General features: G+C 60.3%; 21 protein-coding genes and 3 pseudogenes. 8 read left to right on the forward strand and 16 right to left on the reverse strand.

From position 1 onward, the window contains the following. The coding region (locus GEU01_RS13760; RefSeq protein ID WP_019086551.1) for a transposase at positions 1-314 on the reverse strand (314 nt) is incomplete at its 3' end. 290 nt (positions 315-604) lie between these two features. On the opposite strand from GEU01_RS13760, the gene GEU01_RS13770 reads away from it, so the two are divergent. Genes GEU01_RS13770 through GEU01_RS13780 form a run of 3 tightly spaced genes read left to right on the forward strand, consistent with a single transcriptional unit; the run spans position 605 to position 3,142 of the window. Beyond that, positions 605-2,206 carry a flavin monoamine oxidase family protein gene (locus GEU01_RS13770; RefSeq protein WP_026018749.1) on the forward strand — a complete coding sequence of 534 codons (1,602 nt, stop codon included), beginning with the start codon at positions 605-607 and terminating at the stop codon, positions 2,204-2,206. Further along, positions 2,206-2,628 carry a c-type cytochrome gene (locus GEU01_RS13775; RefSeq protein ID WP_019086554.1) on the forward strand — a complete coding sequence of 141 codons (423 nt, stop codon included), beginning with the start codon at positions 2,206-2,208 and terminating at the stop codon, positions 2,626-2,628. Before GEU01_RS13770 ends, GEU01_RS13775 begins: the two co-directional genes overlap by 1 nt. A 4-nt stretch (positions 2,629-2,632) precedes the next feature. Further along, positions 2,633-3,142, forward strand: a complete 510-nt coding sequence (locus GEU01_RS13780) for a RidA family protein (protein WP_019086555.1) — start codon at positions 2,633-2,635, stop codon at positions 3,140-3,142. Here GEU01_RS13780 and GEU01_RS24435 read toward each other — a convergent pair. Together GEU01_RS24435 and GEU01_RS13795 are read right to left on the reverse strand one after the other, a co-directional pair. After that, positions 3,134-3,600, reverse strand: a pseudogene (locus GEU01_RS24435) (IS481 family transposase); the annotation flags it as partial. The gene GEU01_RS13780 and the pseudogene GEU01_RS24435 overlap by 9 nt on opposite strands. Before the next feature lie 300 nt (positions 3,601-3,900). Next, positions 3,901-4,470: a gluconokinase gene (locus GEU01_RS13795; RefSeq protein ID WP_026018750.1), complete on the reverse strand. Its 570-nt coding sequence runs from the start codon at positions 4,468-4,470 to the stop codon at positions 3,901-3,903. 386 nt (positions 4,471-4,856) lie between these two features. On the opposite strand from GEU01_RS13795, the pseudogene GEU01_RS22855 reads away from it, so the two are divergent. Continuing rightward, positions 4,857-5,967, forward strand: a pseudogene (locus GEU01_RS22855) (L-idonate 5-dehydrogenase). Between the two features lie 63 nt (positions 5,968-6,030). Here GEU01_RS22855 and GEU01_RS13805 read toward each other — a convergent pair. Next, positions 6,031-6,837, reverse strand: a complete 807-nt coding sequence (locus GEU01_RS13805) for an SDR family NAD(P)-dependent oxidoreductase (protein ID WP_019086559.1) — start codon at positions 6,835-6,837, stop codon at positions 6,031-6,033. Here GEU01_RS13805 and GEU01_RS26880 point away from each other — a divergent pair. The 4 genes and pseudogenes from GEU01_RS26880 to GEU01_RS26885 all read left to right on the forward strand — a co-directional run. Next, positions 6,800-7,147, forward strand: a complete 348-nt coding sequence (locus GEU01_RS26880) for a hypothetical protein (RefSeq protein WP_232272539.1) — start codon at positions 6,800-6,802, stop codon at positions 7,145-7,147. The two genes, GEU01_RS13805 and GEU01_RS26880, sit on opposite strands and share 38 nt — an antisense overlap. Before the next feature lie 32 nt (positions 7,148-7,179). Further along, entirely contained in the window at positions 7,180-8,523 is a 1,344-nt protein-coding gene (locus tag GEU01_RS13815; protein ID WP_019086561.1) for a GntT/GntP/DsdX family permease, read from the forward strand. Between the two features lie 11 nt (positions 8,524-8,534). Beyond that, positions 8,535-10,016, forward strand: coding sequence for a carbohydrate porin (locus GEU01_RS13820; protein ID WP_026018751.1), 1,482 nt, complete (start codon positions 8,535-8,537; stop codon positions 10,014-10,016). A 15-nt stretch (positions 10,017-10,031) separates the two neighbouring features. Next, positions 10,032-10,211 (forward strand): annotated as a pseudogene (locus tag GEU01_RS26885) (IS3 family transposase); the annotation flags it as partial. Positions 10,212-10,297: 86 nt separating this feature from the next. Here GEU01_RS26885 and GEU01_RS13825 read toward each other — a convergent pair. The 12 genes from GEU01_RS13825 to GEU01_RS13880 form a co-directional block, all read right to left on the reverse strand. After that, complete coding sequence (locus GEU01_RS13825) at positions 10,298-10,615, reverse strand: hypothetical protein (protein WP_019086563.1); 318 nt, start codon at positions 10,613-10,615, stop codon at positions 10,298-10,300. Continuing rightward, positions 10,612-11,244 (reverse strand): cytochrome c oxidase subunit 3, encoded by a 633-nt coding sequence (locus GEU01_RS13830; protein WP_019086564.1) that lies wholly within the window; start codon positions 11,242-11,244, stop codon positions 10,612-10,614. The genes GEU01_RS13825 and GEU01_RS13830 overlap by 4 nt, the downstream gene beginning before the upstream one ends. Beyond that, positions 11,237-12,886 (reverse strand): cytochrome c oxidase subunit I, encoded by a 1,650-nt coding sequence (locus GEU01_RS13835; protein WP_019086565.1) that lies wholly within the window; start codon positions 12,884-12,886, stop codon positions 11,237-11,239. The genes GEU01_RS13830 and GEU01_RS13835 overlap by 8 nt, the downstream gene beginning before the upstream one ends. A 4-nt stretch (positions 12,887-12,890) precedes the next feature. After that, positions 12,891-13,889 carry a cytochrome c oxidase subunit II gene (coxB, locus tag GEU01_RS13840; RefSeq protein WP_019086566.1) on the reverse strand — a complete coding sequence of 333 codons (999 nt, stop codon included), beginning with the start codon at positions 13,887-13,889 and terminating at the stop codon, positions 12,891-12,893. Beyond that, positions 13,886-14,695 (reverse strand): SCO family protein, encoded by an 810-nt coding sequence (locus GEU01_RS13845; RefSeq protein WP_019086567.1) that lies wholly within the window; start codon positions 14,693-14,695, stop codon positions 13,886-13,888. The genes coxB and GEU01_RS13845 overlap by 4 nt, the downstream gene beginning before the upstream one ends. Further along, positions 14,692-15,075, reverse strand: a complete 384-nt coding sequence (locus GEU01_RS13850; RefSeq protein ID WP_232272538.1) for a hypothetical protein — start codon at positions 15,073-15,075, stop codon at positions 14,692-14,694. Before GEU01_RS13850 ends, GEU01_RS13845 begins: the two co-directional genes overlap by 4 nt. Continuing rightward, entirely contained in the window at positions 15,068-16,117 is a 1,050-nt protein-coding gene (locus tag GEU01_RS13855) for a hypothetical protein (RefSeq protein WP_019086569.1), read from the reverse strand. Before GEU01_RS13855 ends, GEU01_RS13850 begins: the two co-directional genes overlap by 8 nt. Further along, positions 16,114-16,617 (reverse strand): c-type cytochrome, encoded by a 504-nt coding sequence (locus tag GEU01_RS13860; protein WP_019086570.1) that lies wholly within the window; start codon positions 16,615-16,617, stop codon positions 16,114-16,116. The genes GEU01_RS13855 and GEU01_RS13860 overlap by 4 nt, the downstream gene beginning before the upstream one ends. After that, positions 16,614-17,102, reverse strand: a complete 489-nt coding sequence (locus GEU01_RS13865) for a DUF3341 domain-containing protein (protein WP_019086571.1) — start codon at positions 17,100-17,102, stop codon at positions 16,614-16,616. The genes GEU01_RS13860 and GEU01_RS13865 overlap by 4 nt, the downstream gene beginning before the upstream one ends. Then, complete coding sequence (nrfD, locus tag GEU01_RS13870) at positions 17,099-18,469, reverse strand: NrfD/PsrC family molybdoenzyme membrane anchor subunit (protein WP_019086572.1); 1,371 nt, start codon at positions 18,467-18,469, stop codon at positions 17,099-17,101. The genes GEU01_RS13865 and nrfD overlap by 4 nt, the downstream gene beginning before the upstream one ends. Further along, positions 18,466-20,577 carry a 4Fe-4S dicluster domain-containing protein gene (locus GEU01_RS22865; RefSeq protein WP_019086573.1) on the reverse strand — a complete coding sequence of 704 codons (2,112 nt, stop codon included), beginning with the start codon at positions 20,575-20,577 and terminating at the stop codon, positions 18,466-18,468. Before GEU01_RS22865 ends, nrfD begins: the two co-directional genes overlap by 4 nt. Before the next feature lie 15 nt (positions 20,578-20,592). Next, positions 20,593-20,947 (reverse strand): transposase (locus GEU01_RS13880; protein ID WP_019086449.1); only part of this gene is annotated, 355 nt, incomplete at its 5' end.

Genomic DNA, 20,947 nt, shown 5'->3' on the forward strand with positions numbered 1-20,947 from the left:
TGCTCACGCGACAGGATCACGAGAATATGGTTCATGGCTTCCCATCGTCCCTCGCGGATCCAACGGTAGAAATAGCCCTGCACGGTCGTGAAGGCGGGAAAATGACGAGGCAATTGTCGCCACTGGCAACCCGTAGTGACGATATAGAGGATCGCCTCCATGACCCGGCGCAAATCCGTACGTCGTGGTCTCCCCAGTCGTTTCCTCTCGGGCATCAAAGGCGCAATCAGCGCCCACTCCGCATCGCGAAGGTCGCTTGCATACTCCAGGTCGTCCCTTTGATACTGCGCTCGGGTGATTTCAGTCCAGGCCATCTTGATCTCATCAGGTTATCGCAAACCCATGAATCATAACCCGCTGAAATCACTCAACTCATTTTCGGTCAGACACTAAGATTTGAAGCCAAAATGCCCATGACGGGAGTCATGGGCATTTTACTGACGGGCAGGCGTGACAGGCTTCTGTTTTTCTGTATTATTTCTGAAGTGTACCTAATTTTCCTGGGGGGCATGATCTTCGTACCTGCTGGCATCGTGTTCGGTCGGAATCGGTCCGATCCAATGGAAGCCACCTTTACCACAGTCGATATTATGGGAATTTTCTGGTGACAAACGCTCATCCGCGCAAGGCGCCCACGCGCAGGCAACTTCTAACCCGGATCGGCACCCTTGCCGGCAGTGCGGCACTGTATCAGGCCATGACGTCCATGGGGCATGCGCAGGGCACGGACTTTACAGCGCCCCCCGTCCTGTCCGGTGCAAAACGTGGCACACGCGTGCTGGTTCTGGGGGCCGGGCTCGCGGGCATGCTTGCCGCCTATGAACTGCGCAAGGCAGGCTACCACGTGCAGGTTCTGGAATTCCAGAACCGCGCCGGTGGCCGTAATATCAGCCTGCGTGGGGGCGATACCGTAACCGAGCTGGGAGGTGTTACCCAGAAGGTCGGTTTCGCATCCGGCAATTACATCAATCCGGGTCCGTGGCGTATTCCCTACCACCATCAGGGCCTGCTGCATTACTGCCGCGAATTCGGGGTGGAACTGGAACCGTTTGTGGAACTGAACCACAATTCATGGCTTCATTCGAGCCGGGCGTTTGACGGCAAGCCGGTCCGGTATCGGGAATTCGCCTCGGATTTTCATGGTTTCACGGCGGAACTGTTGGGCAAGGCGATCAACCAGCACAAGCTTGATGACATGGTTTCGGCCGATGAGCATGATCACATCATGACCGCCATGCGGCGGTGGGGCAGTCTGGATTCCGGGCTGAATTACAGCAAAGGTATTATCAGTTCCGAAACCCGTGGTTACGAAAAGGCGCAGGGTGGCGGCATAAATGGCGCGCCCATCCCGTCCGAGCCATTTGCCCGCAAGGATGTCATGCGCTCCGGCCTGTGGACATGGCTGGCCTTCCATGAACGTCTGGACATGCAGACCACCATGTTCCAGCCCGTGGGCGGCATGGACATGATCGGCAAGGGCTTCAACAGGCAGGTGCATGACCTGATCACCCTGAACTGCAAGGTCACCGCGATCCATCAGGACGACAGGGGCGTAACGGTTACCTATAACGATATGACCCATGGCGGTGCCGTGCGTGAGGCGCAGGCCGATTTCTGCGTGTGCACCATCCCGCTTCCCATCCTGTCTCAGCTTGACGTGCAGGTTGGCGCACCGCTCAAGGCTGCGATCATGGCGGTGCCCTATGCTTCCTCCGTCAAGCTGGGGCTGGAATTCAAGCGCCGGTTCTGGGAGGAGGATGACCAGATCTATGGCGGCATCAGCTTTACCGACCAGCCGATCAGCCAGATTTCCTATCCCAGCCATGGCTACTTCTCCCGCGGGCCAGCGGTCCTGCTGGGGGGCTACATGTTTGGTCCGGCCGCATATGATTTTGCCGGCATGACCCCGCAGGAGCGGATCGAACATGCCCTTGCACAAGGTGAGGTCTTCCATAAGCAATACCGCAAGGAATTTTCCAACGGCGTCAGTTTTGCATGGAGCCGCGTGCCCTGGACCATGGGCTGCTGCTCCATGTGGAGCGAACAGGCCCGCAAGACCCATTACAAGGCCCTGTGCACGATGGACAACCGCATCGTGCTGGCTGGTGAACATGCATCCTATGTGGGCTGCTGGCAGGAAGGGGCCATCCTGTCCGCGCTGGATGCCGTAACCCAACTGCATAAACGGGCACAGGGAGCCAGCTGATGCGCAAGATCCTTTTCCTTTCCGTTCTTGCCGCCCTGCCGCTTCTGGCCACCTCCCATCCCGCGCGGGCGGATAGCGCCAGCGCTGTTGTGGGTGAGGTACAGCCCCTGAACACGGGCGAGGACGTATATCGCCATGTCTGCCAGGGCTGTCACATGCCCGACGGCAAGGGGGCGACCGGGGCAGGCGCGCAGTTCCCCGCCTTTGCCGGCAATGCAAAACTGCAGAGCAGTGCCTATCCGGTTTATGTCATCATGAACGGATATGGCGGCATGCCATGGTTTTCGGGCACGCTAAAAGATGACCAGATTGCCAATGTGGTCAATTACATCCGCACGCATTTTGGCAATCATTATACGGATGCCATTACACCGGCCGATGTCGCCGCCCAGCGACCCGCCACATCACCGCAGGAGCAGTAGACAGATGTTCAACCTTAAGAAGACAGTTGCGGGCCTGACCATCATGACGGGCATGGCTGGTGCCGTCCCTGCCTGGGCCGATGACGGTATCGTGCGTCACTCCGCAGGCAAATTTCCCATTGCCTCGTCTATCGAGGTTCCAGCCGGGGCGAGCACCATCTACCTCAGCGGCATGGGCGCGCCGGTGCAGGACAAGAAGGCGGACCCGCACACCCTTGCCGCCTATGGGGACACGCAGGCCCAGACCTTTGCTGCCCTGCGGCGTATTCAGGATGAACTGAAAAAGCTGGGTCTGGGCATGGGCGATGTCGTGCAGATGCATATCTACATGGTTGATGATCCCAAGCTGGGCAAACTCGATTTTGACGGGATGATGAAGGCCTACACCCAGTTTTATGGTACTGACAAACAGCCGGATCTGCCGGTCCGGTCGGCCTTTGGCGTTGCCCGTCTGGCCAATCCGGGCTGGCTGGTTGAAATCGAGGTTACTGCGGCACGCATGCCTTTAAAGTAATCGGTCGCATATATCATCGAACTGACGCGTCTCGTTGCAGATGTATTCATAGGGCGTGAGACCTTTGAGGGTCTTGAGCCTTCGCCCGAAATTACAGGCGGCCATGAGATCATTGAGGTGAGTCCTCAACTGCTCATGGCCGTCGTAATGGAAGTGTTTGACAGTTGTTTCCATGATCGTGCGGTTCATCCGCTCGACCCTGGCCATTGGTCCAGGGCTGTTCTTCTGGTGGCCTTGTCCGCGAGTTGCACTACCGCAAACTTGCTCGTCCGGTCCATGGTCACAAAGAGATACGACTTACCTTCAGCAGTCTGGACCTCGGCGATATCGAGGTGGAAGAACCCGATCGGGTAGCGTCTGAAGCGCTGACGCTTCGGTTTGTCCCCTTCAATGTCAGGCAGGCATGGAATCCCATGACGCTGAAGATAGCGATGCAGCGCTGAGCGCGGCTCCCTGGGATCTGACGCGTCCACCACTTCGCGCCGTTTCGATGGCGCCAGAAAATCGCGAATATCGTCCGCCGAAAGTTCCTCGGTGAGGTTCTGCCTTTCGGGCAGATTTCCTCAATCAAAGGCTCCCAGACGGACCATGCGGCATCGGAAATGACAGGCTGCATCATGCTCATCATAAACAGCGATGCAATCCGTTCTGTCATTCATGGTCTAACAAGCCCTAAAACACGCACACTTGTGGGCCAGGACTTCGGAAGTTTCGGTATCAGATAGTGAGGGAATACCGGTCACGGCATGCCGTGTTTTTTACAGGGAAAACTGTGCCAGATGTGCACAGGCCCGTTCAGCCAGATGCTCCTGCGGGGCGTTGACATCCAGAACCATGACCACTTCCTCATGCATGTCGGGTTCCTCCAGCGTGGCGAACTGGCTGTCCAGCATGGCAACCGGCATGAAATGACCGGTGCGCTGGTACAGACGGGGCATGATGTCCTCCCTGCTGCCCTTGAGATAGACAAAGCAGACATCCGCGCTGTCGCCACCAATCTGTCTACGGTAGCTGCGCTTGAGCGATGAACACGTCACAATGCCACACTGGCCTGCATCGCGCCATGACTGTATCCGGCCAGCAATAAGATCAAGCCATGGCGTACGATCCATATCGGTCAACGGAATGCCGTTGCTCATTCGCGCGATATTGGCGGGAGGGTGCAGGTCGTCCCCTTCGATAAGGGGCCAGGCCATCCGTTCAGCCATCAGTTGGGCCAGTGTACTCTTGCCACAACCTGACACGCCCATAACAATCAGCACACACGGTCGTCCTGCCTCACCAAATCTACGTGAGAGTGAAACCGTATCCTGTCCAGTATCATACATTGCGTATCCTACCGAATATTATCATGATAAAGTGATAAGCCTTCGCCTCTCTGAACAGGGAACGAATAGGAAAGTAATCATTTCTCTGCCCGTTGACGCGCAAGGTCGTCTTATCCTGACAGAAACGGGATGAATAAATCCAGTAAAATGGTAGCGTATAGGCATTGCGTGAAGTACTGACCGCCCCAGTCTTCGATACGGACGCCTCAGGCTGGACAATATTCAGGCGACCATGCGCGCAGCACCTGATCCGTTTCCACCGACGATCGTCGTCCCTGCTCATGCTGGAAACCAGACCGTCTGCTGTCTCGTTAGAGTGAGCGCAGCCTTATTTTTGTGCCATGCCCTGTCCAGGGCTGTCATGTCGGCTCAAAAAAAACAGGAAAATGGCCTATCGTCCTTACGAGGCGGCGGTCCTGTTACAGGCGGGGAGCATCCTGAACGTGTACGCTGAAGCAAGTCAAAAAAACGTCGGTTCCTGCCTGACCGAGGCACTGGTTATCCATGCGCCGCATGACCTGAGGCTGGATCCCGTTTCCATACTCCATCCCGGCTCCGATGAAGTGCGGGTAAATATGGCCTGGGGCGGCATATGCGGTTCGGACCTACATTATTTTGCCCATGGGGGCGTCTGTGCTGCACGCTCCCATGGTTCTGGGGCATGAAGTATCGGGCATCATTGATGCGCTAGGCAGCGATGTTAAAGGCTTTTCCGTAGGCGAGGCCGTCGCCATTCATCCGGCACAGCCGTGTGGTCACTGCCCCGAATGTATGCGCGGACAGCGCAACCTGTGCCGCAACATGCGCTTTTTGGGAAGTGCCGCACGTGATCCCCATACCGATGGCGGCTTTCGTCGGGCGATGACTGTCAAGGCGGCGCAACTCCATACCCTTCCCCCCGGCCTGACGCCCCGCCGGGCCTGTCTTGCCGAACCCTTATCCGTGGCCCTGCATGCCATTGCGCGCGCGGGCAATGTACGCGGTCGTAGCGTGATGGTGCAGGGTGTGGGGCCAATCGGGCTGTTAATCGTGGCGGGGCTGGTCCATCACGGGGCAGAACGTATTGTGGCAACGGACCTGGAGGATTTTCCACTGCAATGCGCAACCCGGCTGGGCGCAAGCAGGTGCTACAACACCCGCCATACCACAGTGGAAGAAGAATTCGATATCCTGTTTGAGGCCACAGGCGTGCCAGCCGCCCTGCCTGCGGCCATAGCCCGTACACGGCGGGGCGGCATACTGGTGCAGGTTGGCATGTTCCCGCCAGGGGACATACCCGTGCCGATTGCCCAGATCATCAACCGTGAACTCGATTTCAGGGGCACTTTCCGTTTTGACACGGAATTTGATGCAGCCCTTGCCCTACTGGCCGAACGGCCTGAAATTGCCGATATTCTGGTCACCCAGCAATTTCCCCTGAGCGAATTTGCCGCAGCCTTTGCCCTGGCGCCAGATCGCAGGCAGGCCGCCAAGATCCTGCTGTCCCTGAGCAGTTGAAAGGACGCTACCCATCTCTGCCCAACCTTACTGACAGAAATGGGTAAGAAGCCCGGCTTCCGTTTACACGGAAGCGGTTATGCCCACGTCAACCATGAGCACATGCCCGTTGACAAAGCTTGAGGCATCGGAAGACAGAAAGACAGCCGCCCCGACAAGTTCCTCTACATTCCCCCACCGACCGGCAGGCGTGCGCTGGCACAGCCATTGGGTGAACGCCTGGTCGGCCACCAGCTTTTCATTCATTTCCGTTTTAAAGTAACCCGGTGCAAGCCCATTAATCTGCAGACCATGACGCGCCCAGTCCGTTGCCATGCCCTTGGTCAGGTTTTTGACCGCCCCCTTGGTTGCGGTATAGGGCGCGATGCCTGGCCGTGCCAGTTCGCTCTGTACCGAACAGATATTGACGATCTTCCCCCGCCCACGTGGCAGCATATGCCTTGCCACGGCCTGCCCGACAAAGAAAACCGCGTTAAGGTTCGTGGCAATCAGGGCATCCCAGTCCGCCCGGCTGAACTGGTCCAGCGGCGCACGGCGCTGGATACCGGCATTGTTGATCAGGATATCAATCGGCCCGTATTCGCTCTCTATCTTTTCAACCCCTGCAATGACGGCATCCTGATCAGTCACGTCAAAGGGCGCGATCGCGGCATCCACCCCTTCGCGTTCCAGCATGGCGCGGGCGACCTCCAGCGGTTCGGGATGGCGGCCATTCAGCACAATTTTCGCCCCATACCGGCCAAGGCCACGCGCCAGGGTCAGGCCGATGCCGCGGGAGGCTCCGGTAACAAGCGCGCGTCTTCCGGCCAGTGAAAAAAGAGTATCGTCCTGCATGACAATGTCCGTCTGTGTTATCAGGACCATGATCATAGCAGGACCACGCGTCCATGCCCTCACACGTCTGCGCGTGCGGCAGCGCAATCATGCCGCAGACCCGTTGCCTGTGTGGAAAAGCTACATGATCATGACGGGTAACCTGTCATCCCCGATGGGGCTGTACCAGACATTGTGCATTGCACAATTCATAAAAAATCTTTCTGTAAAAGACATGTATGTTTTTAGTTTTGATGTCTATTTTTATTTAGGTTCCCGCCACAAGTATCAGAACAATTATAGGACAAATGATGTTTTTATAACATTTTCTTTATGGTTTGACCTTCCCATCAACCGCAGGCGTTAGGCGTTGTGTCAAACCATGGGAGTGTTTATGGGATGAGCGCGGCATTTGCCATCTCTCTTGCGGTAACGGCAATTCTGGCCGTTATTGTCCTGATCGCCCGGTTCCGTCTGAACCCCTTCATTGTTCTTTTCATCGTATCCATAGCCCTTGCCCTTTTTGCCGGCATGCCGGCGGATCATGTCGTTGCGTCCTTTGAAAATGGCGCGGGCCATGTACTCGGCCATGTTGGCACCGTCATCGCGCTTGGCACCATGCTGGGCAAGATGCTGGCGGAATCCGGCGGAGCTGACCGTATTGCACTGACCATATCCGGGTTCGCGGGGCGCGAACGCGTGGACTGGGCCATGATGGTGATTGGCCTGCTGATTGGCCTGCCTGTGTTTTTTGAGGTGGGCTTCGTCCTGCTCATTCCACTGGTATTCGTGCTGGCGGACCGCACCAATATGCCCCTGCTGCGGGTGGCGTTGCCCATGGGGGCGGCATTGTCGGTCACGCATGCGCTTATTCCGCCGCATCCGGCAGCGTTGCTGGCCCTTAGCGCATATCACGCCAATATCGGCCATACGATCATGCTGGGTATCATAATTGGCACACCCATCGCAGTGATTGCCGGGCCGGTCTTTGGCCGCTTTGCCTCTGCCCGCGTGCCGCTGAGCGGGGTAAACCCGCTGGCGGAACAGTTCGTCAAACACGAACCGGCGACCAATATGCCGAGCTTCTTCCTGACGGTTTTTACCATCCTTTCACCTGTTGTCCTGATGCTGGTCGGGTCGATGGCCGACCGAATCACGACGGTACACGGTACGGCCAATACGGTGCTGCATTTCGTGGGTAATACGGACATAGCACTTGCGCTGGCAACGCTGCTGTCCTTTTACGTGCTGGGGGTGGCGCAGGGTTTTTCGGCCGCCACCATCCTGCGCTTTACCAACGAATGCCTTGGCCCAACGGCACTCATCATGCTGCTGATCGGCGCGGGCGGCGGCTTTGGCCGGGTGCTGATCGACAGCGGGGTATCGCGCGCCATCACCGATGCAGCCCTTGGCGCGCACATGCCCCTGCTGGTACTGGCATGGGTGCTGGCGGCCATCGTGCGCGTGGCGTGCGGGTCGTCCACCGTGGCGATGGCGACAGCGTCGGGCATTGTCGCCCCCATCCTGGAACACAGCACCGGGGTCTCAGCTGAACTGATGGTGCTGGTGACCGGGGCGGGATCGGTTGCCTTCGGCCCGATGAATGACGCCGGTTTCTGGCAGATCAAGGAATATCTGGGCCTGACCGTACCGCAGACCATAAAAACGTGGTCGGTGCTGGAAACGCTGATTGCGGTATGCGGGCTGGTCTTCTGCCTGATTGCTTCCATTTTCGTGCATTGAAGGGACGCATCATGCTGTTTCCGGATACCGCAATACCCGTGCGCGAGCGCAATATGGCGCTTCAGGCGACCGCCCTTGCGCTGGGCTGCCTGCTGTACGGGGTCATGCCCGCAGGGGCACAGGTCATGGATCGTGATATCGGATCGGCCCCCAGCCTGCTGGTGTCACGCCCGCTGCCAAAGCATGACTCGCACAAGACATGGGTGCCGCCGTTTTCCCAACCCGAAGCGGTGGCCCCCAACCCCGTGTCAAAATGGCTGCGCCGTCGCGGCATCAACTTCCTTGTGGACAATACCAATGAATTCGCCGGTGCGATCACGCCGCCCACGCGGGGCAGCACGCCGGGGTTCAGCAATTACAAGCAGGGGGCCAGCAATGCCGGACAGTACGCCATGCAGCTGGACGTGGACTGGGACAAGCTGGCGGGCTGGCACGGGTTCGCCACCCATATGATAACCGTGGGCCGATACGGCACGACCGCCAACCGCATGTTTGGCGACTGGCTGAACCATGCATCCGAAGATTACGGCGGCGGCGGCAACGTGGTGGTCCACCTTGTCTATGCCTATGGGGAGGAAACGCTTCTGGGCGGGCGGCTGGCGATTGCCGCAGGCCGCATGTCCGAAATATCGGATTTCGCGGCCAGCCCCCTGTTCTGCAACTTCCAGAACGGCAGTTTCTGCGGACGGCCCAAGGGCATTACCGACACCAATTACGACGCGGGCTACCCCGCGGGCACATGGGGGTTCCGCGTGCGTGGCCGTCCTGCCCGGTCGGTTTACGTGCAGACCGGCCTGTACCCGATTGAAGACGGGATTTATCAGGTGTACCAGCACCGCACCGGTTTCAAGTTCAATGGCGCAAACATCATCGGTTATGCCGCGCCGATCGAAACCGCATGGGAACCCGTGTTCCGCCATGGCACCCTGCCGGGGCATTACAAATTCGGCGCACAGCTGTTCAGCACACCGCAGAACGACAATTACCTTGACGTGGCCGGCGCGCCCTACGCGCTGACGGGCCGCAAACAAAGGCAGCATGGCGCGTCATGGTCCACATGGGTCATGTTCGACCAGCGCCTGCTGCATTATCACGACAAGGATTCCGGCCTTACCGCGCTGTCCGGCGCGATATATAACGACCCGCGTACGTCACTGCGCAAATATCTTGTGTATGCCGCGCTGATCAATCGCGGTTACTTCCGCGCGCGTCCGTATGACACGATGGGCTTCGCCCTGACCTATACACGGATCGCCGATGGCGTGACGATGACGGAACAGGACATGATCGACACCGGCAACAGAAGCAGCCTGCCCAACCATGCAACCGGCGTGCAGCGCGATACGGTCGTCATGGAAGCAAACTATGCCATACACGTCATGCCGGGCGTTATCTTCACCCCACTGTTCGAATATTATATTCACCCCAATGCCCAATCCAACCTGCGTGACGCAGCCCTGTTGGGGTTCAAGAGCCACATCCAGTTGATGTAAGGCAGGTCGGCACGGCCGGTTGACGTGGCGAAGCTGCATGCGAAGGTTGGCGAACTGCTGGTGGAACGGGATTCTTTACGTAATACCTCCGTTCGCTGTCGCGTGATCAGAGACGGCAAATGATCAACCTGCCACAGCCACGACCTCCGGTGATGCGGCAGTGCGCTGCTGCAGCTCAACCGGTCCGGTGTCTATTGCTGACCTGTGGTTCATGGAATGTCCGGCTTCAGATAATGGCTGCAGTGCTGCCCGGTTTGTGACGCGCGGCAAATAATTTTGCATCAGGGCGCGGTATCAGGCGGTGTGCGCGGGTCGTGCGCAGTGGAAGATAACGTATCGCCTACCGGGAAATTGGTGCGTGTAAAACTGTCCAGGCTGCCCAGCGCAAGCAGGATGGACAGCCAGAACAGACCACCAACGGCAAAAATAAAGGCCAGCGCGGGGGCCCGCGTAATACGCATGAAGCCATAGGCAATCAGCAGAGCCATCACTCCGGCACAGGCGCCAATGCCCCAGCCGGACCCGGCAGCAGCCACGAACAGTTCCACTGCCAGCAGCATCAGCAGCACAACCCAGCATGACAGGACGTGTACCATCATACCCGCCCGATCAGGTAAAGAACGGGAAAAAGCAGGATCCAGACCAGATCGACAAAACTCCAGTAAAGACCGACAACCTCGACTGGCATGACCTGGAGCAGCCTGCCCCTGCCCCGGTAAGTCCGCAGGCAGACCCAGGCAATCAGCCCGATCCCCACCAGCATGTGCAGACCATGCAGTGCGGTGGAGAGAAAATAGAAGCTGTAGAAAAGCTGCGCCCCACCGGCCTGTGGGCCGCCGATGGCAAATCCGGGTCCGGGAAACAGGTGCTCACCGAATTCCGTATGCCATTCCCACCCTTTGAGGCACAGAAAAGTCATACCCAGCGCGGCCGCACCCAGCCCGGCCTGGATGATGCCACGCGCATTTCCATTGCGTGCGGCTTCTACACCAAGGATATAGACCATGCTGCTGGTCAGCAGGAGTACGGTATTGATGCCGCCAATCACAAGGCTGGTATGCCTGACCCCCAGCGCCCAGCCTGCGGCATGGCTATGGGAATAGACCACAAAAATCAGGAACAGACCGCCAAACAGCAGTATTTCGCTGGCAAGGAACAGCCACATGCCGGCTATTGCCGTTTCATCGCGGTGCTGCGGGCTGTCATAGGGTTCAGGGTGCTCAGACATGCGGGGCCTCCGCACGCTGGGCGGTGTCCGGGTGGTCCAGTGCGGCGTAATCATAGGCTTCATGTGTTACGACGGGCGGGGTAATGAAATTCTCCACCGGCGGGGGCGAGGACGTCCGCCATTCCAGCCCGGTCGCCTGCCATGGATTGTCGGTTGCAGGCGCGCCGCGGAACAGCGACCAGGTGAAGTAGATCAACGGCAGGATATAGGCCAGCGCAAGAATGCTGGCACCGGCAGACGACAGGACATTAAGTACCTGAAATTGCGCGGGATAGGTCGCGTACCGGCGCGGCATGCCCTCATAACCCAGAATGAACTGGGGGAAGAATGTCAGGTTGAAGCCAAAGAACAGCAGCGCCGCTGCCGTACGCCCCCACATTTCGGGGTACATGCGCCCTGTTATCTTGGGCCACCAGTAATGCAGGCCGGCAAAATAGGCCGATACCATGCCGCCGACCATGATGTAGTGGAAATGCGCCACCACGAAATATGTCTGGGTCAGATGCACGTCGCTGGCAAGGGAAGCCAGAAACAGCCCCGTAAGGCCGCCGACCGTAAAAAGCCCGATGAACCCCATGGCATAAAGCATCGGGGCGTCAAGTCTTATGGCGCCACCATGCATGGTGCCCAGCCAGTTGAAGACCTTGATGGCCGAGGGCACCGATACCAGAAAGCTCAGCATGGAAAACACAACCGCCGCATAGAGCGATGTGCCAGCCACGAACATATGATGCCCCCAGACCAGAAAGCCGATGGCCGCGATGGATATGGAAGACCACGCCACGAACCGGTAGCCAAAAACCGGTTTGTGGCAGAACGTGCTCACAACCTCGCTGACCACGCCCATGCCCGGCAGGATCATGATATAGACCGCCGGGTGGGAATAAAACCAGAACAGGTGCTGGAACAGGAGCGGATCCCCCCCCAGCGCGGGGTCGAATACACCAACATGAAAGAAATGTTCGAACGCCAGAAGAAGCAGCGTAATACTGAGCACCGGGGTCGCCAGAACGAAAATGACGCTGGTGGCATAAAGCGCCCACAGCATGAGTGGCAGCCGGTACCATGTCAGTCCCGGCGCGCGAAGCTGGTGGATGCTGATGATGAAATTCACCCCCGTGGCAATGGAGGAAAACCCGCTCAGGAACACCCCCGCCACGACCGGCAGCACGCGACCTTGCGTATAATCGGTGGAAAGCGGGGTATAGAAGGTCCATCCCGTTTCCAGCCCGCCACGGAACAGGCCGTACACCACCAGCGCGCCCGCCATGATGAACAGGTACCAGCTGATCAGGTTCAGGCGTGGAAAGGCCAGGTCCTTGGCCCCCAGCATGAGGGGCACGAGAAAATTGCCCAGCGTGACCGGTATGGAAGGCACAAGGAACAGCCACACCATGACAATGCCGTGCATGGTGAACATGCGGCTGTAGGTCGCATCGGACAGGATGGCCCCGGTGGGGGAAATCAGGTGCAGCCGGATCAGGGCCGCGCCAACGCTGCCAAGCACGAAAAACGCGGTGATCGAGGCCATGTATAACAGCGCGATCCGTTTATGGTCGGTTGTCAGCAGCCACGAGCGCACCGTGCCATCCTGCCACAGATAGCTGCGCTGCGTGGTGTCCGGGCCAGATATGGGTGCCATTGTGTCAGTCCCCTTTGCGCGCACTGACGGCCGATACGCCCATGCCCGACGACCGGGATGGCGAGAGGGTCTGGAGATAGGCAATCAGGGCCGCCAGATCCTCCTCCCCCAGCACGCCGCGGTACGACGGCATCCGGGTGGCGTAAGTCACCACCTGCCCGCGCGCAGCCCCGATGTGGAGGATGGCATCGTGCAGGAATGCGTTATCCACCCGCATGCGCTGGCCATCCGCGCCGGTGACCTCGCTGCCATACAGCCCCACCATGGACGGTGCGCGACTGGTATCATCCGCACCGGGGGCATAAGGCTGCGATACATGGCAGCCGCTGCATCCGTTGTGGATGAACAGGGCTTCCCCCTTTGTCGCAAGGCTGCCGCTGGCAGGGGTCTGGCCCAGCCATCTGGCATAATCGGTCGGGGTCAGGACAATCAGGGTGCCGGTCATGCGCGAATGCCCGATGCCACAGAACTGCGTGCAGTAAAAACGGAATGCCCCCGCCTGTGTCGCGGTGAACCAAAGGCTCTGGTACCGGCCGGGCAGCACGTCATGCTTGATGCGCAGCACCGGGATCGAGAAATCATGAATGACATCTTCCGACGTAAGCAGAAGTTGCACCGGCCGCCCCATTGGTACATGCAGCGCATTGATTTCACGCTGGCCACCGGGATACTGGGCCTTCCACATCCACTGCTTGCCTGTCACATAAATCTGGATGGCGCCGGGTGGCGGCTGGAACCCCACCACGTAAAGCCGTGCCGCCCACAGGAACAGCATGAAAAAGATAGCCAGCGTGGTCGCGGTCCAGCCAATCTCGAAACGCCAGCTTTTATGGGCCACCATCTCCGCCGAGACGGGCACCCTGCTGCCAACGCGGAAGCGGATGATGTTGAGCATCATCAGCCCGAATACCAGCCCGAGCACCGCCAGGCTGATAAGCAGCAGCCCCGCCAGCAGGATATCGACCCGGCTGGCATGGGCTGATGCTTCGGGCAGCCAGCTCATCCCTGCCCCCGCCAGTGGGCCATGCCCAGCAGGGTGCCCAGCATCAGCACGGTCAGAACGCCGCCCAGTTTCAGCAGTTTTTCCACTGCCAGCGTATAACGGCCGGTCGTTTCATCGTAATGAAAGCACAGAAGCAGGATCGGCGCGGCACCGGCCTGCTCGCCACGCGCGGCATGGACCACGGCCTGCCTTACGTCACCCGGCTGGTAACCGATACCCAGCACATATCCCGACACGATGCCTGCCGGGGTTATGAACACCAGCCCCATGGGATGCAGGTACTGGTGGAGTTTTTCATCATAACGCGCGTGAAATCCCACCGCGCGCGACAGGCGCCGTATGCTGGCGGGCGCGCCGGTCACGAAATGCCATCCCTGCCCCGCCCCCGGGTCGGGAAAGCGTGCCAGATCTTCCACAAGCGCCTGCCGCGCCGTAAAGCGTGTTTCCGCCGGGTCGATACTGACAACCAGCAGCGTGTAATCCGCTGGCGTTTTCAGCCCCCCCCGCGCCAGCGCGTCCAGCAGGTCGGTGCGTTCAAGTTCACACATGTTGGGACAGGCATAATATCCCATTGATACAATGGTCGCCCCATGCCCCAGAAAGGCCCGCAATGGCCGGGTCTGGCCTGACGTATCGGTAAAGGGCGCATCAAGCGGCAGTACTGCGCCCTGCCGTGGGGTAAAAGCCAGCGCCTGCAATGTATCCTGCGCCGCGGCAGGCTGTATCCACCATGCCGGCACAATGCAGGCCAGTACGACCACCAGCACCATGCCATGACGCAACAGGGCCGCACGGTATCCCATCATGGTGCGGCCCCTGCGTCCGCCGGCCAGCCGGGAATGCCTTCGCGGGCGATTTCCTGCATGGCCTGATCAATCGGAATATGGCCGATCCCCCTGTCCGTGTCCGTCCAGCCGAAACTGTTCAGGGCGTTCTTTTCACGGGCCGCGAATGCCGCCATGTCCGCTACCGGATCGGATTGCAGCCGGGGTTCGGCAATGACCGGGAAAGGCGGCTTGAGCAGGCGGTCGAGTGATTTTTGCGGAAACAGCATATCCGCCGCCACCACAAGCCCGCCCACCGCCAGACCGATGCCCAGCCCCCCGATCATGACTGCACGAAAGGAAACATCGCGGGTTTCATGCCCGGATGGTGGTGCGCCAGGCTGGGATTTGTACTCAGGCATGGACATCTTCCCCCTCGGGTCCGCGTGCTGCGAACGGCACCTGTATCGTGGGGCGGAAAGCCAGAAAAATGCTCGCACTGCCGAAGAAGGCAAGCGACAGCAGCACGGGCGGAACGACGTATGCGGATGACAGGCCAGGCAGCACCAGCCAGAAATTGCGCACCACCTCCATGCCCACCAGCAACCCGGCCACTGCCATAACGACAGGCCGCAGTGCCTGTAATCGCGGCACGGCCAGCAGCACGAATGGCAGGATAAAGTGCAGCCCCATGATACACAGTGCCACCACCCCCCACCTACCGCGCAGGCGGGGGCCATACCATGCTGCCTCTACCGGCAGGTTGGACTGCCACACGATCAGGAACTGCATGAAATCCAGATAGGCCCACAGCACCGTAAGCCCCAGCAGCAGGCGCGCCAGATCCCGCAATTCCGCCGTGCCTGCCCGTGCCGCGTCCAGCACGATCCCTATCGCAAACGCCAGCAGTACGGCCCCGGCAGAGGCCACCAGCCCGTAAGCACTGGAACTGAAATGCGGATCAAGCGATTCCGTAAGGTCGATCGCCGCAAAGCCGAATGTAAAACCCAGTACGATCAGCCCGGCAGGCGCCACCCGCCCCAGATCCCGCCCGCGCAGGCAGACCTGCCCCAGTGCGCCCCACGCAACCACATAGATCCCCACCCGTGCCAGCGCGGCAGGCATGTTGAGATAGAAGCCGTTTGCCAGCGGCATGGCCCTGTCCGGGTGCAACCACGGGTACAGGTAGCGTGCGCCCAGCATAACGCCCCCCAGCGCGGGCAGGCCCAGCGGGAGGGTTGCAGTCCCCGCGCGCAGGGCGGGGTGCAGGATTTCCCCCCAGCGCCCGCCCGTAAGGGCATGCACCAGCATGAGCGCCATGCTGCCAAGCGGCCAGCCAAGCCATGCCGCCCCGACCGCAAGCCATGCGGGAAATGCGGCGGCTGGCATGAAGATGGCAGCAGCCACCATGCCAGCCAGCGCGACAGGCGCCACCAGAAATGCGCTGTACCGGACACGGTTCATGGCCGGGTAGCCCGCTGGGCGGGGGTCATGTCGGCCAGCACGGCCTGCTGGCTGCGGCGCAGCGCGTACAGATAGGCCACGATGGCCCAGCGGTCATCGGGCATGATCCGCTGGGCAAAGCCATACATCACGCCCTGCCCCGTTGTGATGATGGCATAAAGCTGCGCTGGCGTGGCGCTGCGTGTCGGGGCGGTGGCAAGGGGCAGCGGGGCGGGAAAACCCCGCTGCACCACCATGCCGTCACCCTGCCCCGTCCGTGCATGACACGGCGCGCAGAAGGCATGATATTCATTACGCCCACGCTGCAGCAGGGTGGCCGTCAGGGCGGGCGCATGATGGGGGGCATCATGGTATTCCACGCTGCCCTGCACGACATCGGCCGGCGCGCTGCGGGGGCTGGCATAAGGGTTTTCCTTATGCTGCCTTGACATGTCATCGCACCCGGCCACCAGAAGCAGCAACGTACCGGGCAGGACGTGCAGTGGCCACGGGCACCTCATGGCCGGATTTCCTCTATCGTCAGCGCGCCGTGGCGGGTGAGCGTATTCATTACCTCCCCGATATCGCCATCGCGCACCACAGCCACATGGCCGCCTGTCATGACGGCATGCATGGCCCCGGCCTCATCCACGGGGTCATAAAGGCGTGGCAGGCGCACGGTCATGAAGTAACCGATAATGCCCGCCAGCATGGCCCCCATGACCGCCAGTTCAAAACTGGCCGGGATATAGGCAGGCCATGAGAAGGCCGGCCTGCCGCCAATATCCTGCGGATAGGACAGTGTCGTGGCATAGACCTGCATGCCAAATCCGCCCACGGCGCCCGCCATGCCCCCACCCAGCATGAGCAGCGGCACGATGGAGGACGTGACCATACCGGGTGGCGGGGCCGCGCCGTAGGTTTCGACCCTGCAGGCCCGGTCGCGCCGCAGTTCGGCCGCGGCCTCATGCAGCGCGTTTTCGGTAGCGAAGGCCGCGACGATCATGACCGGTTACCGAGCATGGTGCGCATCTCGGCCATGGCAAGCATGGGCATGAAGCGCAGGAGCAGGAGGAAAGTGGTCAGGAACAGCCCGATACTGCCGCATAGCAGGCTCCATTCCCACACGGTGGGCGTGTACTGTCCCCAGGCGGAAGGAAGCTGCGTGCGTGCCAGGCTGCTCACGATGATCTGGAAACGCTCCAGCCACATGCCGACAAGCACCCCCAGGCAGACCAGCCATACCACTAACTGGTTAAGCCGGATCGCCCGCCACCATAACAGTTGCGGGAACACGATATTGAGCACGATAGTGCCCCAGTAGATGGGCGCGTACAGGCCATGCAGCCGGAAGGCGAACATGATCCTGTCCGCCGGGTCAGGGCCATAATAGGTCGAGAATACATCCATCACATAGGCGTAGGCCATGCACAGGCTGCTGGTGAGCAGCAGGCACCCCAGTATGTTGAGGTGCCGCGGCGTGATGTATGGCTGCAGCCCCATGGCCGGGCGGAGCGGTATGACCGCCAGCAGCACGATGGCAAAACCTGACAGGGCGGCCCCGAAGACAAAGAACGGCGGAAACTGGGTTGAATGCCAGCCGGTTGTGGCGCCCCCCGCGAAATCCATGCCGACAATGCTGTGGACCGAGACAACCAGCGGCGCCATCAGCGCTGCCATGACCCCATAAACCGGCTGGTAATGCCGCCACTGCCGCCCCGAACCACGAAACCCCAGCGCCAGCACGCCATAGAACACCTGCTGCCAGCGCCGTTGCGCCCGGTCACGCAGGGTGGCCAGATCGGGCAGCAGCCCGAAATACCAGAACACGATCGAGCACAGCACATAGGCCAGGATTGCAAAGAAATCCCACACCAGCGGGCTGCGGAACTGGGCCCACAGCCCCATGGTATTGGGATAGGGAAACAGCCAGTAGAAAAACCGTGGCCGCCCCAGATGCAGGATGGGAAATATGGCCGCGCACAGGGCCGCGCACAGGGTCAGGCTTTCGGCCAGCCGGTTGAGCGAGGTGCGCCACCGTGCGCGCAGCAGGAAAAACAGGGCGGAAATGAACGTCCCGCCCGAGGCGATGGCGATCCACCAGACGTAATTGAGGATATCAAACCCCCACGCCACGGGCCAGTCGATGCCCCATATGCCCAGGCCCGCATAAAACAGCCAGGCAACGGAAATGATCCCCATGCCCAGCAGCGACAGGGCAAAGCCAAGGCCCAGCCACCACCACAGGGGTGTCCAGCCCGCCTCGCCCTCATGCAGGGTGGTGGCGCAGATATGTTCCGTCAGGGAGTGTGGTGTCTCGGCTGGAAAGACGAGGATGTCATCTTCCACCCCGGCACCTGCCTCCGCCTTCATGACGGGATGGCCGGATTGCGGTTGAGGATACGCCCTTCATAGGTCACGCGCGGGTGCGTGCCCTGTTCGGGCAGGGCGGCATAGGCAAGCGGACTGGCCTTGCGGCGCGTCACCTCGGCCCCGGGGGCGTTGATATCCCCGAAACTTATGGCCTGCGTGGGACATGCGGCCTGACAGGCGGTGACCACGTGCTCGCCTGTTCCATCGCGATCGGCGGCAATGCGGGCCTGAGCGATGCGCTGCACGCAGAAGGTACATTTTTCCATAACGCCCCGCGTCCTGACCGATACATCGGGGTTGCGGCTGATGGCGGGCCTGCTTTCCTGTTCGGCAAAGGCGAAGTAATTGAACCGCCTGACCTTGTAGGGGCAGTTGTTGGAGCAGAATTTCGTGCCGATACACCGATTATAGACCATGACATTCAGGCCTTCAGAATCATGCGTCGTGGCCCCTACCGGACAGACGGTCTCGCACGGGGCCTGTTCGCAATGAATGCAGAGCATCGGCTGGAAGAACGTATCGGGCGCATGCTCCGTTCCTTCGTAGAAACGGTCAATCCGCAGCCAGTGCATCTCGCGCTGGCGCAACACCTCGTCACGACCGACCACGGGAATGTTGTTCTCCACCTGGCAGGCGGTCACACACGCGTTGCAGCCAATACAGGCATTGAGGTCAATACTCATGCCCCAGGCCACGGACGCATCGGGTTCGTGGCGGTACAGCGTGTCCTTTGGCGCGGACACGGTGGCCAGGAAGTCAGGCCGATCACGAAACTGTGCCAGCGTGCCATGTCGCGCCACATCAGACGGGGATGCATCAATAAGCGTGGCATGATGTTCCGTACTCGCGACAGGCATGCTGTCCCCACGCGCCGCCTCGATCTGAACGGAACCAGTTGCATCACGGAACGGATAAAGATCGCAGCCGACGTTACTGCCCGTCCCGCCTGCCTGGCGGCGGCCCCACCCCAGCAGCCCGACCACACAGCCTGTCGCCTGCCCCGGCTGTATCCATACCGGTAACTGCGTGCGGGTTGCGCCGCGGGTCAGGGTGACCCTGTCGCCATTATGCAGGTTCATGGCCCGCGCCATGTCGGGCGGGATCAGCAGCGGGTTGTCCCATACCACCTTGCTCAAAGGACGCGGGAGTTCCTGCAGCCACGGGTTGCTGGCCCCACGGCCATCCCACAGATACGGGTCGGGCCGCAGCAGCAGGACGGGTCCGGAAGATGGACGGGAAGGCCAGGCCGGTGACACCACGCGCGTCGCCGCCTGCAGCAGTGGCACGTCCATGCGCCGTGATGCCGTGCCCGTAATGACACCGGCCGCCAGGGCATCGTGCCAGTCACGCGATGACGCAAGCCGGTCGCGCCATGTCCCGCGCACCATGTCCATGGCCGGGCGCAAGGGCTGGCCCAGGCAGGCATGAAGCGCGCCGAGCGCGTTCATCCCGCCATAAAGCGGCATGGCCTGTGGCTGGATAAGGGCAACGGTGCCATCATGCCCGCGTGCATCGCCCCATTCCTCCATCGCATGCGCAAGGGGCACATGCCAATGTGCGGCCAGTGCCGTCTCGTGCGGGCGGTCTGACAGGGCGATACTGGTGGGCACGTGCTTCAGTGCCGCCGCAAAGCGTGGTGACTGACAGGCTGGATTTACGTCCAGGATCAGCAACGCCTGAACCGCGCCCCGTTCCATGTCGTCCATCAATGCCGTCAGGGTGCTGGTGGGGACGGCTGGCTGGTACAGCGGGGATTCAACAATATCGAACACCTGCCCCCGCCCACCCAGCGCTTCGTTCATGGCCAGTACGGCGGCCTGTGCTTCGGGCGGGTAATCCGGCCCCAGATGCACCAGGGCCCGGCCGGGGTGGGCACGCAGGTCAGCCGCAACGGGGGAAAGCCAGTCAGGACCGCCCGATGGCGCTTCATTCTGCAAAAGCCGGGCCGACAGGCGTCCGATCACCTCATTCATCATGGCGGGTGTTGCAATGAAGCGATGGTCCGCCGCAACGCCTGTAAGGGACTGCGTGGGTTCCACTGCATAAAGCCGGTTCATGGTGCCGTTGACCGGATTGCGGCGCGTGGCAAAGGCGCGGGCATGGCTCATACCAACCGTTGATTGCTATAACCCATGAGCCCAATTGCGCAGTCCGATTGACATGATGCGCCATGGTTGATTGACGAGCTGGTTCCAGGCATGGCAGGCGATATCAACGATATCGTCATAGGTTCTGAAGATCCTGTTTGAGAGCCATGTATTGCGCAGGAACTGCCAGAGATTTTCCACCGGGTTCAGTTCAGGAGCCCGGGGAGGCAGCGGGAGAATGGTGATATTGTAGGGAACATCCAGCTTCTGACTGGTATGCCATGCGGCCTGATCCACAATGAGGACGGCGTGAGCGCCCTGCGCGACCGTGCGTGAAATCTCCGCGAGATGGAGCTGCATGCCGTGCAGGTTGCAGACAGGGAGCACGAGG

The organism is Komagataeibacter europaeus LMG 18890, assembly GCF_000285295.1.
Lineage (GTDB): Bacteria > Pseudomonadota > Alphaproteobacteria > Acetobacterales > Acetobacteraceae > Komagataeibacter > Komagataeibacter europaeus.

What these genes read in the sequence shown, in the direction of transcription:
- GEU01_RS22865 (WP_019086573.1), bottom strand. Translation starts at nt 20,577, where the DNA reads ATGAGCCATGCCCGCGCCTTTGCCACGCGCCGCAATCCGGTCAACGGC.
- GEU01_RS13855 (WP_019086569.1), bottom strand. Translation starts at nt 16,117, where the DNA reads ATGAACCGTGTCCGGTACAGCGCATTTCTGGTGGCGCCTGTCGCGCTG.
- GEU01_RS13795 (WP_026018750.1), bottom strand. Translation starts at nt 4,470, where the DNA reads ATGTATGATACTGGACAGGATACGGTTTCACTCTCACGTAGATTTGGT.
- GEU01_RS13825 (WP_019086563.1), bottom strand. Translation starts at nt 10,615, where the DNA reads ATGATGGTACACGTCCTGTCATGCTGGGTTGTGCTGCTGATGCTGCTG.
- GEU01_RS13805 (WP_019086559.1), bottom strand. Translation starts at nt 6,837, where the DNA reads ATGATCATGGTCCTGATAACACAGACGGACATTGTCATGCAGGACGAT.
- GEU01_RS13815 (WP_019086561.1), top strand. Translation starts at nt 7,180, where the DNA reads ATGAGCGCGGCATTTGCCATCTCTCTTGCGGTAACGGCAATTCTGGCC.
- GEU01_RS13820 (WP_026018751.1), top strand. Translation starts at nt 8,535, where the DNA reads ATGCTGTTTCCGGATACCGCAATACCCGTGCGCGAGCGCAATATGGCG.
- GEU01_RS13775 (WP_019086554.1), top strand. Translation starts at nt 2,206, where the DNA reads ATGCGCAAGATCCTTTTCCTTTCCGTTCTTGCCGCCCTGCCGCTTCTG.
- GEU01_RS13830 (WP_019086564.1), bottom strand. Translation starts at nt 11,244, where the DNA reads ATGTCTGAGCACCCTGAACCCTATGACAGCCCGCAGCACCGCGATGAA.
- GEU01_RS13860 (WP_019086570.1), bottom strand. Translation starts at nt 16,617, where the DNA reads ATGAGGTGCCCGTGGCCACTGCACGTCCTGCCCGGTACGTTGCTGCTT.
- GEU01_RS13835 (WP_019086565.1), bottom strand. Translation starts at nt 12,886, where the DNA reads ATGGCACCCATATCTGGCCCGGACACCACGCAGCGCAGCTATCTGTGG.
- coxB (WP_019086566.1), bottom strand. Translation starts at nt 13,889, where the DNA reads ATGAGCTGGCTGCCCGAAGCATCAGCCCATGCCAGCCGGGTCGATATC.
- GEU01_RS26880 (WP_232272539.1), top strand. Translation starts at nt 6,800, where the DNA reads ATGACAATGTCCGTCTGTGTTATCAGGACCATGATCATAGCAGGACCA.
- GEU01_RS13845 (WP_019086567.1), bottom strand. Translation starts at nt 14,695, where the DNA reads ATGATGGGATACCGTGCGGCCCTGTTGCGTCATGGCATGGTGCTGGTG.
- GEU01_RS13780 (WP_019086555.1), top strand. Translation starts at nt 2,633, where the DNA reads ATGTTCAACCTTAAGAAGACAGTTGCGGGCCTGACCATCATGACGGGC.
- nrfD (WP_019086572.1), bottom strand. Translation starts at nt 18,469, where the DNA reads ATGAAGGCGGAGGCAGGTGCCGGGGTGGAAGATGACATCCTCGTCTTT.
- GEU01_RS13850 (WP_232272538.1), bottom strand. Translation starts at nt 15,075, where the DNA reads ATGCCTGAGTACAAATCCCAGCCTGGCGCACCACCATCCGGGCATGAA.
- GEU01_RS13865 (WP_019086571.1), bottom strand. Translation starts at nt 17,102, where the DNA reads ATGATCGTCGCGGCCTTCGCTACCGAAAACGCGCTGCATGAGGCCGCG.